Raw genomic sequence first — 13,996 nt, forward strand, 5'->3', positions numbered from 1 at the left:
GCTTTGCTTGTGCGCTCCACGGCGAAGAACCCCTCGGATCTTTCGTGCCCTGGAGGAAGACCGTGCGCCTGTTCTGGCCCGCCATGCTGATGCTCGCCACCTCGTGCGGCTCCGCCTCGCACACGGGGGCCGAGGAGGGCGCGCAGCCCGTCGTCAGCGGCGGCTTCGGCAGCAGGCCGGTCGTGTCCATCCCCGCGGGCAAGCCCGGCCGCATGCCCCGCATCACCGTGCTGTCGTCGGGCAGCGGGCGGCGCACCCTGCCGGGGGACGTCGTGCTCGCCGACGTCGACATCCGCCGCTGGGCCGGCAACCGGCCGTACCTCAGCACCTTCGACGGCAACCAGCCCGCCACCGTCGTCTTCGACGGCCGGCAGGTGCCGGAGGTCTGGCGGCGCTCGCTCATCGGCCGTCCGGCCGGCAGCCGGGTCATGCTGGTCGGACCGGCCGCCGACGCGCTCGGGCCCGGCCTGCCGTGGGCCGGGGTGTCGCCCTCGGACACGCTCGTCGTCGTCTTCGACATCCTGGGCGGCTATCCGCCGGACGCGCGGCTGGTGGGGCGGACCCTGCCGGTCGTGCCGGCCGACCTGACGCCCGCCGACCCGCCCCGCGTCCTCATCGACGGCTCCGGCGAGGAGATCAGGGCGGGGTCGAAGGTCATCGTCCAGTACGTCGCCGCCGCCTGGCCGTCGCGGGCGCTCGTGGACTCGTCGTACCGGCGGGGCGGGCCGAGCGCCTTCACCCTGAAGCCGGGCGCGGCGCCCCCGGCCTGGCTGGACGCGCTGCCCGGCCGCCACGTCGGCTGCCGCCTCGCGGTCCCGTCGCCGGGGGACGAGCCCAGGATCTACGTCATCGACGTCCTCGACACCATCACGGCGCCGAGCTGACCGTCAGGGGCGGGAGACCAGGCGGCGGACCAGGCCACCGAAGCGGGAGCGCCGGGGCGGCGGCGGCGCGGTCAGGGCCTGCAGCGCCTCGGCCGCCGACGGCCGCTTGGCGGGGGAGTGGTCGAGCATCCGGCGCACCACCTCCGGCACGTCGGGGCCGTCGGCGTCGGCGCTGGTGGGCAGCTCGCCGGTGAGGAGCTGGTGGGCGATCACCCCGGCGGAGTAGACGTCGGAGGCCGTGGTCATCCGGTCGGGCCGCTCGTGGCACTCGGGGGCGACGTAGTGGGCGTCGAGCACGTTGCCCAGCTCGTGGGCGACGGTGTAGTTGCGCGGGCCGAGCTTGGCGTAGTCGAAGCCGGTCAGCACGGCGTGGCCGTCGTCGGTGACCAGCACGCTGGCCGGGGTGAGCGCGCGGTGCACGACGCCGTTGGCGTGGGCGTGCGCGAGCCCGCTCAGCAGGTCTTGAAGCACGCTCATGCGCGCGCCCCGGGGCGGCGACAGGTGCAGCGACTGACCGTGCACGTCGTCGAGCACCAGCACGAACCGGCTCTCGTCGTCGATCGCGAAGAAGTCGCGCGAGCGCACCACGCACGGGTGCGGCGGGATGCGGGCCAGGCTCTGGTAGGCGTTGGCGATGCGCTGCCGCTCGGCCGCCCGCGACTCGTGGTCGGCGAGCGGGTCGGCCTGGTAGACCCGCAGCAGCACGGTCTCGCTGCCCGGCAACGTGGCGTTGAAGGCGCGGTATTCGGTGACCTTGGCGTCGCCGCCGAGCTGCTCCTCGACCTCCCAGTTGCCGAAGCGGGGCGGGGCGGTGCTGCGGCGTACGGTCTGGTTGAGCGCGTCGAGCACGGCCGTCATGTAGGGGCGTACGTGCGGGCTGCAGCCGCGCCGCACCCGCGAGACGTCGCTCAGCGTGGCCACCAGCTCGGGCACGGTCGTGACGTTGACCGCGTCGCGCCCGGCCGGGTCGATCAGCTCGGCGTCGGGGGAGCTGAGCACGACCAGGCTGTCGACGTAGACCCGTTCGAGCTGGGTGGACCTGGACACCAGCAGGCCCTTCAGCGCCTTGGCGGTGCCCCGCAGCTTGGCCACCGGTGAGCCGAACGCCTCCCGCCGGGGCGGGAACCAGCGCGTGCCGGACACCTCGATGCGTCCCCGCGTGCCCTTGACGTCGACGACCACGAGCGAGTGGCCGGTCAGCACGAGCAGGTCGACCTCGAAGACGTCGTTGCCGCGCGGGACCTCGATGTTGTGCAGCAGCAGCCAGTCGGCGGGCGCGTGGTCGCGCAGATATGCGATGACGCGCCGTTCGGCGTCGTTGACCGGACGTCCACCGCCGACGATCTCTGCCATGGGCCTATCCTCGCACGGCTGGTGATTGACAATGTGCTGTCTAAATGACAGGATGTTGTCATGAAGCCCACCGTGCACCACGCCGTCTACGACACGCTCGCCGACTGGGAGACCGGTCACGCCACCGCGCACCTGCGCAGCGGCGTCTACCAGCGCGAACCCGGCGGCTACGAGATCGTCACCGTCGGGCTCACCAGCGATCCCGTCGTCACCATGGGCGGCGCCAGGATCGTCCCCGACCTCACACTCGACCGGCTCTCCCCGGAGGACAGCGCGCTGCTGATCCTGCCGGGCGCCGCGCTCTGGGACGCGGGCGACCTGCTCGCCCCCTTCGCCCGCAAAGCAGGGGAGTTCCTGGCGGCCGGCGTGCCGGTCGCGGCCATCTGCGGCGCCACGGCCGGGCTCGCCAGGGAGGGACTGCTCGACGAGCGCGACCACACCAGCGGCGCCGTCCAGTACCTGGAGGCCCAGCAGGGCTACGCGGGCGCGAAGCGCTACCTCGACCACGACGCCGTGCTCGACGGCGACCTCATCACCGCCGGGCCCACGGAGCCGGTGGCCTTCGCCAGGGAGATCTTCCGCAGGCTCAACGCCTACCGCCCCGATATCCTGGACGCCTGGTTCCGGCTGTTCTCGCGGAGTGACCCGAGCGCGTACGAGGTGCTGATGACCGCATGAGAGAGAACCAGCACCTGGTGTCCGGGCTGGCGCTCGGCGCCTTCCGCCTCAACGGCCAGTTCCTCCACGTCGCGGAGGGGCTGGCCCGGCCCGCGGGCATGACGGCGGCCTGGTGGCAGGTGCTCGGCGCGGTGCTGCGCGAGCCGCTGCCGGTCTCCGGGATCGCCCGCGAGATGGGGATGACCAGGCAGGGCGTGCAGCGCATCGCCGACCTGCTGGTGGAGCGGGGCCTCGCCGAATACCGGCCGAACCCCGCGCACCGCAGGGCCAAGCTGCTCCAGCCGACGGCGGCCGGGCGGGAGGCCATCGCCAAGATCAACCCGGGGCATGGGGAGTTCTCCGACCGGCTCGTCGCGGAGCTGGGCCCGGAGGAGGCCGAGCGGTGCCTGGAGGCCGTACGCCGCCTGTCCGCCGCCCTCGACAGGATCGGCGACCAAGATCGATGAAACCGCTCCCGGGCCTGGAAGACGGGCAGTCCGGACGCTAGGTTGAAGATCCCGCGGATCCGACATCACTGGAGCAGCTCCATGACCGGAGAACCGTACGCCGCCGGAGAGGCCGTCTCGCCCCGCATCGACACCGGCGTCCCGCACGCCGCCCGCATGTGGAACTACTGGCTCGGCGGCAAGGATCACTACGACGTGGACCGGGCGGCCGGCGACCAGTTCAGCGCCGCCTTCCCCGACATCGTCGAGATCGCGCGCCTGTCCCGGCACCTGCTCGCCCGCATCGTGCGGCACCTGGTCGAGGAGGCGGGGGTGCGGCAGTTCCTCGACGTCGGCACCGGCCTGCCGACCGTGGACAACACGCACGAGGTCGCCCAGCGCGCCGACCCGGCCTGCCGGGTGGTCTACGTCGACAACGACCCCCTGGTGCTCGCCCACGCCCGCGCCCTCCTGATCGGCACCCCCGAGGGCGCGACCGACTACGTGGACGCCGACCTGCGCGAGCCCGAGAAGATCATCGCCGCCGCGGCGGGCACCCTCGACCTCACCGAGCCGGTCGCGCTCATGCTCATGGGCATCGCGGGCTACGTGAGCGAGGAGGACGGGGCCTACTCGATCGTCGGGCGGCTGATGGAGGCCCTGCCGTCCGGCAGCTACCTCGCCATGTGGGACGGCGTCAACGTGGTCACCGGCGAGGCGCTCGACCGGGCCCAGGAGGAGCACAACGAGGGGCCGGGGGCGCCGTACCATCTGCGGAGCCGCGCGGAGTTCGCCCGCTTCTTCGACGGGCTGGAGCTGGTCGAGCCCGGGGTGGTGTCGATCACCCGCTGGCGGCCCGACCCCGACCCCATGGCCTCGCTCGCCGAGGTGGACGCGCTGTGCGGGGTCGCCCGCAAGCCCTGACCGGGCTCGCGTCAGAGGCGCTCGATCATCCCGTGCAGGATCGCCGGGGTCTCGGCCGGGGGCGGGGCGTGCACGCCCAGCTCGTTGAGCAGGTGGCGGTAGTGGCGCACCTCGCTCTCCTTGTTGAGGTATTGGGCGCCGGTGAGGTGTTCGAGGTAGACCACGTCGGGCAGCTCCTCCTGGCCGAAGCGCAGGAGGGTGACCGGGCCGACCCCGCCGAGCGCGGAGCCGCTGGCGAACGGGAACACCTGGAGCGTGACGTTGGGCAGCTCGGCCATGCGGGCGAGGTGTTCGAGCTGGGCCCGCATGACGTCCGTGTCGCCCACCACGCGGCGCAGCGCGCCTTCGTCCAGCACCGCCCAGAGCTTGCGCGGGGCGGGCGCGTCGAGGGCGCGGCGGCGGAGCAGGCGCACCGTGAGCAGGCGGGCGATCCGCTCGGCGGGCTCGCCCTCGTGGTTGCGGGTGATGACCTCGCGGGCGTAGTCCTCGGTCTGCAGCAGGGCGGGGACGTGCTGGACGCCGTAGGTGCGGATGAGCGCGGCGTCCTGCTCCAGCCCGAGGTAGGGCTCGAACCAGTCGGGGACGACGTCGCGGTATTCGTGCCACCAGCTCGGCGCGTTGGCCTGCGCGACCAGGGCGAGGAGGCTGTCGCGCTCGGCCCGGTCGCGTACGCCGTAGAGGGCGAGCAGGTCGGCCACGTCGCGCGGCTTGAAGCTGGTGCGGCCGGCCTCCAGGCGGCTGATCTTCGACTGTGAGCCGCGGATGGCGTAGGCGGCGGCCTCGCGGGTGACGTCGGCCGCCTCGCGGAGGCGGCGCAGGTGAGCGCCGATGAGCAGGCGCAGCGCGCTCGGCCCGGATTGCAGGGAATCACTATCGGGTATTTCGGTCATGTCGCCCATATTGTGAGCACCCCGCATCTATGCTCCTCAAATCGGCATCTCGCCACGGCTCCGGCCCGTGCCAATCCTGCCACGGCTTCCGCCCCGTGTACTGTATTTCCCGCCGAACGAAAAGCGTCGGCTATTTGTGCATTTACTGCGGATTTGCCTAATTTCTGGCCGTGGCGAGGATGACCCCCGAGCCGTGACCGCCCAGCTCGACGGCGGCCAGCCGGGCATGGCCGAGCAGAGTGCGCCGCACCGCCTCCTGCCTGGCCGCGAACTCGGAGTCCCAGGTCGAGCCGGGCGCCGGCGTCATGTCGTCCACCACCAGCACACCGTGCGGGGCGAGCGCGGCGATGGTCAGCTCCAGCCCCACCTGTTTGCCGGCCACGGTGTCGGCGAAGATCAGGTCGAAGGCGCCGAGCCTGGGGAGCAGCTTCAGCGCGTCACCCGTACGGAAGTCCACGAAGCCGGGCCAGTCGCCGGACGCGGCCAGCGCGGACCGCTCCTGATCCAGCTCGACGCTCGTCACCGTCGCGTCCTGCCGCGGCCGCAGCCCGCTCACCAGCCAGGCGGTGCCCACGCCCGTGCCCGTGCCGAGCTCCAGCACCCGCCCGCGCTCCGGCACCGCCGCCGCCAGCACGGCGAGCAGGCGGCCCACGTCCGGGTCGCAGGAGTAGGCGAACCCGGCGGCACGCGCCCGCTCCGCCGCGGCCCGGACGAGTTCTGGCGTTTCAGGATTCATGACTGATTACTATCCCACCGAGGCACGCGCGAACGGCACCCCAAGTTTGGGGTGATCGTTCCTCATCCCGAGGTGAAAGCCGATCGCGCATTTCCCGCCCCCGGCTAAAACGCCTGCCTTTCGGCGGCTCGGGCGGGCGAAATACAAGTAGTACCTCGTCGATGCGGATCAAAACCTCATGCCAAGAAACCGAGGCGCCCGCTTGACCATAGGAATGGCAATCCGAGTTGCGGAACCCGCGACCTGCCGCGATTGTTATTCCCGGCACCTCACAGCCCTGCACAAACGACTATGGCGTCGGGAATTCCGCGCCGATCCATGGAGGAAACAATCATGATCCGTCGTATCCTCGCGGGTGCAGCGATCGCGACCGTCGCTTTCGGCTTCTCGGCCTCCGCTGCCACCGCCAACGCGAACCCCGGCCCCAACAACAGCGGCCAGGCCGTCCTCAGCCAGTGGCAGATCATCGACGACGTCCTGAACGACGTGGCCAACCACTCGCTCAACAACCTCGACGTCAACATCATCCAGCTCGCGGACGAGATCGACCTCGACCTGCTGAACAACAACCAGCCCGAGGTCGGCGACGGCAACAAGGGCGTCAACCTCAGCAACGCCGGCACCTACATCAGCTAGGACGGCGCGAGCAGGAAGGTCGATCGCGGCTCCCGTGCGCGGAGCCGCCTGGCCAGTCGCCTTCCTGGTGCCCAGGTGAGCGACCGGGGCTCGGCGTGGTGATTCGCGAGACCACGAAGAGCCCGGTCGGCCGCCGCATCCTTACGGGCGTGCTGTGCGGTCCCGGGCCGGCCCTTTCGCGAGGGGCCGGCCGGGGGCCGCACTGCTTTTTCCCCGATCACACCTCCGCACCGCCGGCCCCCGGCCGTACCGCTCCCAGGAAGTCGGCCCGGTCGAGCGGGTCCGTCCGCACGAACGCCCCCGTGTACGGCGCGTGCACCATCGTCGTCGCGTCCACCGCGATCCCCACGTGCTCCGGCCCGGGACTGTCGGGGTCGTTGTCGAAGAACACCAGGTCGCCGGGCTCGATCAGCTCCTTCGGCACCCGCAGCCCCGAGCGCCACTGCTCCTGCGAGGTGGTGCCGATGGCCGCCCCCGCCCGCGCGTAGGCGTACTCGGTGAGCCCCGAGCAGTCGAAGCCCTTCGTGCCGGCGCCTTTCCCGATGCCGTAGCCGGGCCCGTTCACCCCGCCGCCGCCCCACGAGTAGGGGACGCCGATCATCTCCATCGCCGCGCGCAGCGCGATGCTTCCCGCGGCGGCCGCGCGCGTCTTCCGCGCGGCCAGCGCCGCGTCCGCCTGAAGAGCGGACGCCAGCACGCACGCCAGCCCGCACGCGAGCACCCGCGCCGCCGTTCCTTTCCCGGTCACGTGTCTTCACCATCCCCGCAAGGCCCGTTTGTGAGCGTTGTCTGCTGTGTGGCTTTGTACCGCCGAAAATCGCGACGAGTCTTCCGACATAAACGGACGAGTCGCAAAATTTCGGGGCCGGGAAGATCCACGGCAAAACGGGCAGAAGGGGCATCTAGCTCCGGCCTACACGGCCCTGCCGGAGGACCGGATCACCTACGAAAAGGCCACCGGGGGCACCTCTTCAGGATTCCGCGCGAATTCGGTCATATTCTCGCGAAGATTACATAGTGAAACATACTTCGTGTAGCCTTGGTTCTGGCTGACGCGCCGACATGACGCACGGCCACAAACCCCCGGGGAGCGTGCGTGTAGGGGGGTGTGAGGAGCGTGAACCGTCTCGAAGAGCGGCTGCTCTACCAGGACGAGCAGCTCAAGGTCACGGTGCGCGCGGCGGCCGAGGGGCCCGTCGTCACGCTGTTCGGCCAGGTCGACGCCTCCAACAGCTGCGCCCTGGCCATCGCCCTGACGGGCTGCAGCCAGGGCCGGCACGTCGTCGTCGACACCGGCGGGCTGACCTTCATCGACGTCTCGGGGCTGCGCGTGCTGGCCCTGCCCGGGTTGCCGCCGGAGCAGCGCTGGATCAGGTTGCGCAACCTGACGTCGTACCAGCTCCGGCTGTTGCGGCTGATGGGCTGGCACCACGAGTCCCGAGCCCATCGACTGCCCATCTGAGGAGCGTTCTCACCTGCCGGACAGTGTGGCGAAGGCGACCGCCGCCGAGGTGCCCAGCCCGGTGGGGCCGCCGAGCGTGAAACGCGGCGGCCGGTGGTGCCGGCGCAGGCTCTCCTCGTCGTAGCGGAAACAGCCCCGGTGCCAGTTGAGAATGGCGGCGAGCCAGTCACGCAGCCCGGCCAGGAAGCCGTCGACGCCGGCGCGCGCCTCGGCGTCGAGGCCGAGGTCGGCGCAGACGATCGGCAGCTCGTTCGCCACGATGTGCTCGAACTGCCGGACCCGCGAGGCCAGCAGGTCGGTGACGATGCGCAGCGCGGCCGGATAGCCGCAGTCGAAGAAGCTCTGGACGACGAGCACGCAGTTGTGCACCTCGCCCTCGAACTCGATCTCCTTCTGGTAGGAGAAGATGTCGTTGATCAGGCAGCCCGCGTCCATCATGGCGTTCTCCAGCGCCCGCATCGGGCCGCTGGCGTAGACCTCGTCCGGCACGCCCTGGGCGTGGCGCAGCCGGCAGAGGTTCATGGTCAGGTCGGAGCCGAAGGTCAGCCGGCGCATCTCCAGATAGTCGACCGGGTCGGGCACCCGATGCGCGAGCTCGCCCGCCAGCTCCCACAGCCACCCCTGGCACATCTTCTCCACCGCCTCGCGCAGCCTGCGGCGATGCTCGACCGGCATGGGTCCGGCCGTACGGGCCCAGACGTCGGCGAGGCCGCGCTCCAGCGCGTTCGCGGGCGGCGGCGCCGGCGAGCCGTCGAGCGGCATGCACGCCGAGAACCGGTCGACCGCGATCTTCGCGGCGGCCAGGTTGCCGGTGCGGCCGAAGACGGCGGGGAAGTAGTCGTCGCCGTACGTCCCCCAGGCCAGCCAGAACGATGCGAGGTCCAGCTCCTCGGGGGTGGCGCCGGGATGCAGCCCGGCGGCGCACAGCGCCAGGTCGTAGTCGACCAGCTTCCGCTCGTCCCACACCGCCGAGCCGGCCACCCCCGGCTGCGCCTCCAGGATGCCCATCGCCGCGCACCACTCGACGATGTGCCGCCGGGCGTCGTCGAGATGCGGCGAGAGCCGCAGCGGGAACGGCACGTACAGATCGTCGGGGATCACGCTCGGCCCCACCCGCTCGTACGGCACCCGCGTGAAGTTCCTGATCCGCTTGGCGCCCAGCAGGTCGACGACCGACGACATGCCGAGCGGCCGGCTCGCCGCCGCCCCCTGGTTCATGTAGCGGCTGGAGCGCAGGTGCCACTCGTGCCCGCCGGACTGCCAGTCCTGCAGCCCCTTGACGTAGGCCAGCACCCCGGCCGCCGACACCGGATCGATGCCGTGCTCGGCGAACAGCGGCCCGAGCTCGGTCACCGCCGTGTGCTCGAACTGCTGCAGCCGCGAGGTCAGCAGGTCGTTGACCGCGTTCGCGGCCTCCTGGGTGGTGCAGCCGAGGAAGGTCTCCAGCACCAGCACGCCGTTGCTCAGCTCGCCCTCGTCGCGGACCTCCCGCTCGTACGAGAACAGGTCGTTGCGCAGGTGGACGGCGTCGGAGAAGGTGTCCTTGAGCACCCGCAGCGGCCGGGTCGCGGCCAGCCGGGCCGGCACCTCGGCCCCCACGGCGTGCTCCACCAGCCCCGCCGACCAGGGGGCGCCGCCCACCTTGCGGCGCATCTCGATGTACTCGACTGGGTTGGAGATCCGGCCCTTGTTGATGTTGGCCAGCTCCCACAGCGACTCGTTCAGCAGGTTGCGGGTGCTCTCGGCGAAGCGTTCACGCCAGTCCTGCGACATGCCGGGCACCGTGCGCACCCACAGGTCGGCCAGCCCCGCCTCCACCGGGTTGGCCGGCTCCGGCATGGACAGGTCGCCGCCCATCGGCATGAACGCGGCCAGCCGGGCCAGGTAGCCCCGGCTGCCCTCCAGGTCGCCTGAACGCTTGAACACCTCCAGGAAATGGTCGTCGAAGAAGAACACCCACACGTACCAGTCGGTGATCAGGCAGAGCTCGTCGGCGTCGCAGTCGGGATGGGTGTAGGCGCACATCAGCGGGTAGTCGTGGGCGTCGAGGTCGGACTCCTCCCACACCCCCGAGCCCTCCAGCATGCCCATGTCGCGGGCCCACTGCTTGGAGTGCGTCTTCGCCGCCTCCAGATGGGGGTTGAGCCGGGCCGGGTACGGGACGTAGAAGTCCGGCAGTTCGAACGGTTGGCTCATCGAAGCTCCTTCAGAACGTTCAGCCGGCCACCTCGACGTGCTCCAGCGCGCCGAGCGCGTCCGGCACCAGGACGGCGCCCGAGTAGTAGGCGCTGACCAGGTAGGAGGCGATGCCCCGCGCGTCGATGCCGGTGAAGCGGACGCTCAGCCCCGGCTCGCGCTGGTCGGGGACGGCGGCGGGCCGCAGCCCGACCACGCCCTGGTCGTCCTCGCCGGTGCGCAGGACGAGGATGGTGCTGGTGCCCCGCCGGGTGACCGGGATCTTGTCGCAGGGCAGGACGGGCACGCCCCGCCAGGCGGTCAGCCGCGTCCCGTGCAGCTCGACGCTGTCGGGGTAGACGCCGCGGGCGCTGCACTGCCGGTGGAAGGCGGCGATGGCCCGCGGGTGGGCGAGGAAGAAACGGGACTTCTTCCTGCGGCACAGCAGCTCGTCGAGGTCGTCGGGACCGGGCGGCCCCGACCGGGTGTAGAGCCGCTGCCGGGGATCGACGTTGTGCAGCAGCCCGAACTCGCGGTTGTTGAGCAGCTCGTGCTCCTGGGACTCGCGCAGCGCCTCGACCGTGAGGCGGAGCTGCTGCTCGGTCTGGTCCATCGGCTCGCCGTAGAGGTCGGCGACGCGGGTGTGGACGCGCAGCACGGTCTGCGACAGGCTCATGGGGTATTCGCGCGGCCCCGGGTCGTAGTCGACGAACGTGCCGGGCAGCGGGTGCTCGCCCCGGTGCCCGGCGGCGAGCGCGACGGCCGCCTCGCCGTGTTTGTTCTGCGGCCTGGCCAGCCGGTCGCGGTGCCGCTCGATCTGGGCGAGCAGCGCCGGCGAGCGCGCGGCCAGGGCGTCCAGCTCCTCGCGCGGCAGGGCCAGCACCGTGCAGGGGGTGCTGGTCTCCAGCGTGAAGTCCCACGTCGCGCCCGGCAGTCCGCCGCCCGCGTGGTCGCCGTCGGCGAGGGCGCCGCGCACCAGCCGGTCGCCGTGTCCGCCGGCCTGGAGCTGGGCGACCTTGCCGTGCGCGATCAGCAGGATCTCGTCGGCTGGGCGGCCGGCGCGGGCGATCGTGTCGCCCGCGCCGTACTCCCGCTGCCGGAACGAGCGGGCGAGCAGCTCCAGCTCCTCGCCGCCGGCCATCCCGTGCAGCAGGGGCAACTCCGTCAGGCTCGGTGGGATCACCTGGAGCCGGGCCCCGGTGCGGTAGAAACTCACCCGGCCGCCCCCGACCGGGTAGGTGAGCCGCCGGTTCACCCGGTAGGTGCCGGCCGCCACGTCGACCCACGGCAGCATCCGCAGCAGCCAGCGCGGGGTGATCTCCCGCGCCTGCGGAGGCGTCTTGGTCGTCGTGGCGAGCCTGCGCGCCGCCTGGGTGTCGAGGCTGAGCCTCTGGTCCGACTCCGTCACGTGTGAAACACCACCAATCCCCCGGCGGATCAGGTCCGGGCTAGTCGTTCCTGCCGAGCTCGACGTCCTCCAGAACGCCGAGCGCGTCGGGCACCAGGACCGCGCACGAGTAGTAGGCGCTGACCAGGTAGGACACCACCGCCTTCTCGTTGATGTTCATGAAGCGCACCGACAGGCTCGGTTGGTACTCGTCAGGGATGCCGGTCTGGTGCAGGCCCACCACGCCCTGGTTCTCCTGGCCGGTCCGCATGAGCAGGAACGACGTCGTACGGCTGCCCGAGACCGGGATCTTGTTGCAGGGGAAGATCGGCACACCTCGCCAGGCCGGCACCCGGTGCCCGCTGACCTCGCTGGCCTGCGGGTAGACGCCGCGCTTGCTGCACTCCCTGCCGAAGGCGGCGATGGCCTGCGGATGAGCCAGGAAGAACGCCGGCTCCTTCCACACGGTGGCGAGCAGGTCGTCGAGGTCGTCGGGGGTCGGCGGGCCGGAACGGGTGCGGATGCGCTGGCTGAAGTCGGCGTTGTGCAGCAGGCCGAACTCGCGGTTGTTGATCAGCTCGTGCTCCTGGCGCTCGCGCAGCGCCTCGATCGTGAGGCGGAGCTGCTGGTCGAGCTGGCTCATCGGCTGGTTGTACAGGTCGGAGACGCGGCTGTGGACGCGCAGGATGGTCTGGGCGACGCTCAGTTCGTACTCGCGGGGGCTCAGCTCGTAGTCGACGAACGTGCCGGGCAGCGTGGCCTCGCCGGTGTGGCCCGAGGACATCTCGATGGCGGCCTCGCCGTAGTCGTTCTGGGCGTGGGCGCCGCTGCTGGCCAGGCTCTCCAGGTGGGCGCGCAGCGCGGGCGACTGCTCGGCGACCTGCTCGAAGTCCTGCCGCGACAGCGTCAGCAGGGTCGTGGCGGTCTTGGCCCGCGCGCTGAAGGCGAACGGGGCGCCGTCGGTGAGCGCCTGCTCGCCGAAGTGGTCGCCGTCGGCCAGCACGCCGAGCTCCTGGTCGTCGCCGTACGCGCCGCGGGCCACCTTGTCCACCCGGCCGTGCGCGATGAGGACGAGCCGGTCACCCTCCGCGCCCTCGGCGACGATCTGCTCGCCGGGCTCCACCTCCCGCTGGGTGAAGCGGGCGGCCAGCGCCTCCAGCACCTCCATGTCGTCGAAGCCGCGCAGCACGGGCAGCTCGGTCAGCTCCGCCGGGATGACGCGGACCTCCGAGCCGGTGGTGCTGAAGGTGATGCGGCCGTCCCCGAGGGTGTAGGTCAGCCGCCGGTTCACCCGGAAAACGCCGCCCGAGCACTGCACCCAAGGCAGCAGCCGCAGCAGCCACCGCGAGGTGATCTCCTGCATCTGCGGCGGCGTCTTGGTGGTGGTGGAGAGCTGCCTCGCGGCTTCGGTGCTCAGGCTGAGCTGACCGTTGCCGTTCTCGGGGGCGGCGGACTGGGTGGTTTCTGTCATCTCTTACCTGCCTGTTCCGTGCTGGATTAGCCGGGATTGCGGGTTGGTCGTAGTTCGGGGGGAAGAGAGAAGGTCAGGGTCTCCTCGGTGAGGGTCACCTGAGTGACGTCGGCGAAGCCGCGGGCCGCGAGCCAGTCGAGCAGGCCGCTGACCAGCCGCTCCGGCGCCGAGGCGCCGGAGGTGACGCCGACCGTCCGCACGCCGCGCAGCCATCGCTCGTCGGCCTCTCCGGCGTGGTCCACCAGGTGGGCCGCCCGCGCCCCCGCCTCCAGCGCGACCTCGACCAGGCGCTGGGAGTTGGAGGAGTTGGCGGAGCCGACGACGAGGACCAGCTCGCACTCGGGCGCGATCCTGGTCACCGCCTCCTGGCGGTTCTGGCTGGCGTAGCAGATGTCGTCGCTGGGCGGGTCGGCGAGGTGCGGGAAGCGCTCGCGCAGCGCGCCGACCGCGCGCATGGTCTCGTCCACCGACAGGGTGGTCTGCGACAGCCAGCTCACCGGGCCGTCGCCGGTGACGCTCACCTCCTCGGGGCGGGCCGGGTCGACGACGTGGATGTGGCCGGGGGCCTCGCCGACGGTGCCCTCGACCTCCTCGTGCTCGGCGTGGCCGATGAGCACGATCTCGTGGCCGTCGGCGGCGAGCCTGACCGCCTCCTTGTGGACCTTGGTGACCAGCGGGCAGGTGGCGTCGATGGTGCGCAGCCCGCGCCGCTCGGCCTCGGCCTTCACCTCTGGCGACACGCCGTGGGCGCTGAAGATCACCAGCGCGCCGTCGGGGACCTCGTCGAGCTCGTCGACGAAGACCGCGCCGCGCCTGGTCAGCTCGCCGACCACGGAGGTGTTGTGGACGATCTGTTTGCGGACGTGGACGGGCGGGCCGAAGCGCTCCAGCGCCCGCTCCACCGTCACGATCGCGCGATCGACGCCCGCGCAGTAGCCACGCGGGGCCGCGAGAAGTACGCGTCCCATCGGGAAA

General features: G+C 71.5%; 14 protein-coding genes. 6 read left to right on the plus strand and 8 right to left on the minus strand.

Annotation, left to right across the window (positions count from 1 at the left end; genetic code table 11):
• Nucleotides 1-44 precede the first annotated feature (44 nt).
• Nucleotides 45-884, plus strand: coding sequence for an FKBP-type peptidyl-prolyl cis-trans isomerase (locus AC27IY_RS18720; protein WP_487178686.1), 840 nt, complete (start codon nucleotides 45-47; stop codon nucleotides 882-884).
• Nucleotides 885-887: 3 nt separating this feature from the next.
• Here the strand turns inward: AC27IY_RS18720 and mads6 are convergent, their stop codons facing one another.
• Nucleotides 888-2,237 carry a methylation-associated defense system protein kinase MAD6 gene (gene mads6, locus AC27IY_RS18725; RefSeq protein ID WP_344213492.1) on the minus strand — a complete coding sequence of 450 codons (1,350 nt, stop codon included), beginning with the start codon at nucleotides 2,235-2,237 and terminating at the stop codon, nucleotides 888-890.
• A 60-nt stretch (nucleotides 2,238-2,297) separates the two neighbouring features.
• On the opposite strand from mads6, the gene AC27IY_RS18730 reads away from it, so the two are divergent.
• From AC27IY_RS18730 to AC27IY_RS18740, 3 genes are all read left to right on the plus strand, one after another.
• Entirely contained in the window at nucleotides 2,298-2,915 is a 618-nt protein-coding gene (locus AC27IY_RS18730; protein WP_487178687.1) for a DJ-1/PfpI family protein, read from the plus strand.
• The gene (locus AC27IY_RS18735; RefSeq protein WP_487178688.1) at nucleotides 2,912-3,361 is read left to right on the plus strand and encodes a MarR family winged helix-turn-helix transcriptional regulator; all 450 of its coding nucleotides are present in this window, start codon (nucleotides 2,912-2,914) and stop codon (nucleotides 3,359-3,361) included. The genes AC27IY_RS18730 and AC27IY_RS18735 overlap by 4 nt, the downstream gene beginning before the upstream one ends.
• 81 nt (nucleotides 3,362-3,442) lie before the next feature.
• Nucleotides 3,443-4,264: an SAM-dependent methyltransferase gene (locus tag AC27IY_RS18740; protein WP_487178689.1), complete on the plus strand. Its 822-nt coding sequence runs from the start codon at nucleotides 3,443-3,445 to the stop codon at nucleotides 4,262-4,264.
• An 11-nt stretch (nucleotides 4,265-4,275) separates the two neighbouring features.
• Here AC27IY_RS18740 and AC27IY_RS18745 read toward each other — a convergent pair whose 3' ends face one another.
• The gene (locus tag AC27IY_RS18745) at nucleotides 4,276-5,154 is read right to left on the minus strand and encodes a helix-turn-helix domain-containing protein (RefSeq protein WP_487178690.1); all 879 of its coding nucleotides are present in this window, start codon (nucleotides 5,152-5,154) and stop codon (nucleotides 4,276-4,278) included.
• A 157-nt stretch (nucleotides 5,155-5,311) separates the two neighbouring features.
• Nucleotides 5,312-5,890 (minus strand): O-methyltransferase, encoded by a 579-nt coding sequence (locus tag AC27IY_RS18750; protein ID WP_423477410.1) that lies wholly within the window; start codon nucleotides 5,888-5,890, stop codon nucleotides 5,312-5,314.
• A gap of 333 nt (nucleotides 5,891-6,223) precedes the next feature.
• On the opposite strand from AC27IY_RS18750, the gene AC27IY_RS18755 reads away from it, so the two are divergent.
• Complete coding sequence (locus AC27IY_RS18755; RefSeq protein WP_423451913.1) at nucleotides 6,224-6,526, plus strand: hypothetical protein; 303 nt, start codon at nucleotides 6,224-6,226, stop codon at nucleotides 6,524-6,526.
• Nucleotides 6,527-6,743: 217 nt separating this feature from the next.
• Here AC27IY_RS18755 and AC27IY_RS18760 read toward each other — a convergent pair whose 3' ends face one another.
• The gene (locus AC27IY_RS18760) at nucleotides 6,744-7,274 is read right to left on the minus strand and encodes a C40 family peptidase (protein ID WP_487178691.1); all 531 of its coding nucleotides are present in this window, start codon (nucleotides 7,272-7,274) and stop codon (nucleotides 6,744-6,746) included.
• Between the two features lie 369 nt (nucleotides 7,275-7,643).
• Between AC27IY_RS18760 and AC27IY_RS18765 the strand changes: the two genes are divergently transcribed.
• Nucleotides 7,644-7,988: an STAS domain-containing protein gene (locus AC27IY_RS18765; RefSeq protein ID WP_344213476.1), complete on the plus strand. Its 345-nt coding sequence runs from the start codon at nucleotides 7,644-7,646 to the stop codon at nucleotides 7,986-7,988.
• A gap of 9 nt (nucleotides 7,989-7,997) precedes the next feature.
• On the opposite strand, the gene AC27IY_RS18770 is transcribed toward AC27IY_RS18765, so the two are convergent.
• From AC27IY_RS18770 to AC27IY_RS18785, 4 genes are read right to left on the minus strand one after another with little or no spacing between them, the layout of a single operon-like run.
• Entirely contained in the window at nucleotides 7,998-10,184 is a 2,187-nt protein-coding gene (locus AC27IY_RS18770; RefSeq protein ID WP_423477408.1) for a terpene synthase family protein, read from the minus strand.
• A gap of 19 nt (nucleotides 10,185-10,203) precedes the next feature.
• Nucleotides 10,204-11,571, minus strand: coding sequence for a family 2B encapsulin nanocompartment shell protein (locus AC27IY_RS18775; protein WP_344213471.1), 1,368 nt, complete (start codon nucleotides 11,569-11,571; stop codon nucleotides 10,204-10,206).
• Nucleotides 11,572-11,611: 40 nt separating this feature from the next.
• Nucleotides 11,612-13,021 (minus strand): family 2B encapsulin nanocompartment shell protein, encoded by a 1,410-nt coding sequence (locus AC27IY_RS18780; RefSeq protein ID WP_423451909.1) that lies wholly within the window; start codon nucleotides 13,019-13,021, stop codon nucleotides 11,612-11,614.
• A 26-nt stretch (nucleotides 13,022-13,047) separates the two neighbouring features.
• Complete coding sequence (locus AC27IY_RS18785; RefSeq protein ID WP_364462092.1) at nucleotides 13,048-13,989, minus strand: 4-hydroxy-3-methylbut-2-enyl diphosphate reductase; 942 nt, start codon at nucleotides 13,987-13,989, stop codon at nucleotides 13,048-13,050.
• Nucleotides 13,990-13,996 lie beyond the last annotated feature (7 nt).

It is taken from the genome of Nonomuraea sp. B208, from assembly GCF_057536035.1.

What these genes read in the sequence shown, in the direction of transcription:
- mads6 (WP_344213492.1), bottom strand. Translation starts at nt 2,237, where the DNA reads ATGGCAGAGATCGTCGGCGGTGGACGTCCGGTCAACGACGCCGAACGG.
- AC27IY_RS18730 (WP_487178687.1), top strand. Translation starts at nt 2,298, where the DNA reads ATGAAGCCCACCGTGCACCACGCCGTCTACGACACGCTCGCCGACTGG.
- AC27IY_RS18735 (WP_487178688.1), top strand. Translation starts at nt 2,912, where the DNA reads ATGAGAGAGAACCAGCACCTGGTGTCCGGGCTGGCGCTCGGCGCCTTC.
- AC27IY_RS18740 (WP_487178689.1), top strand. Translation starts at nt 3,443, where the DNA reads ATGACCGGAGAACCGTACGCCGCCGGAGAGGCCGTCTCGCCCCGCATC.
- AC27IY_RS18745 (WP_487178690.1), bottom strand. Translation starts at nt 5,154, where the DNA reads ATGACCGAAATACCCGATAGTGATTCCCTGCAATCCGGGCCGAGCGCG.
- AC27IY_RS18750 (WP_423477410.1), bottom strand. Translation starts at nt 5,890, where the DNA reads ATGAATCCTGAAACGCCAGAACTCGTCCGGGCCGCGGCGGAGCGGGCG.
- AC27IY_RS18755 (WP_423451913.1), top strand. Translation starts at nt 6,224, where the DNA reads ATGATCCGTCGTATCCTCGCGGGTGCAGCGATCGCGACCGTCGCTTTC.
- AC27IY_RS18770 (WP_423477408.1), bottom strand. Translation starts at nt 10,184, where the DNA reads ATGAGCCAACCGTTCGAACTGCCGGACTTCTACGTCCCGTACCCGGCC.
- AC27IY_RS18780 (WP_423451909.1), bottom strand. Translation starts at nt 13,021, where the DNA reads ATGACAGAAACCACCCAGTCCGCCGCCCCCGAGAACGGCAACGGTCAG.
- AC27IY_RS18785 (WP_364462092.1), bottom strand. Translation starts at nt 13,989, where the DNA reads ATGGGACGCGTACTTCTCGCGGCCCCGCGTGGCTACTGCGCGGGCGTC.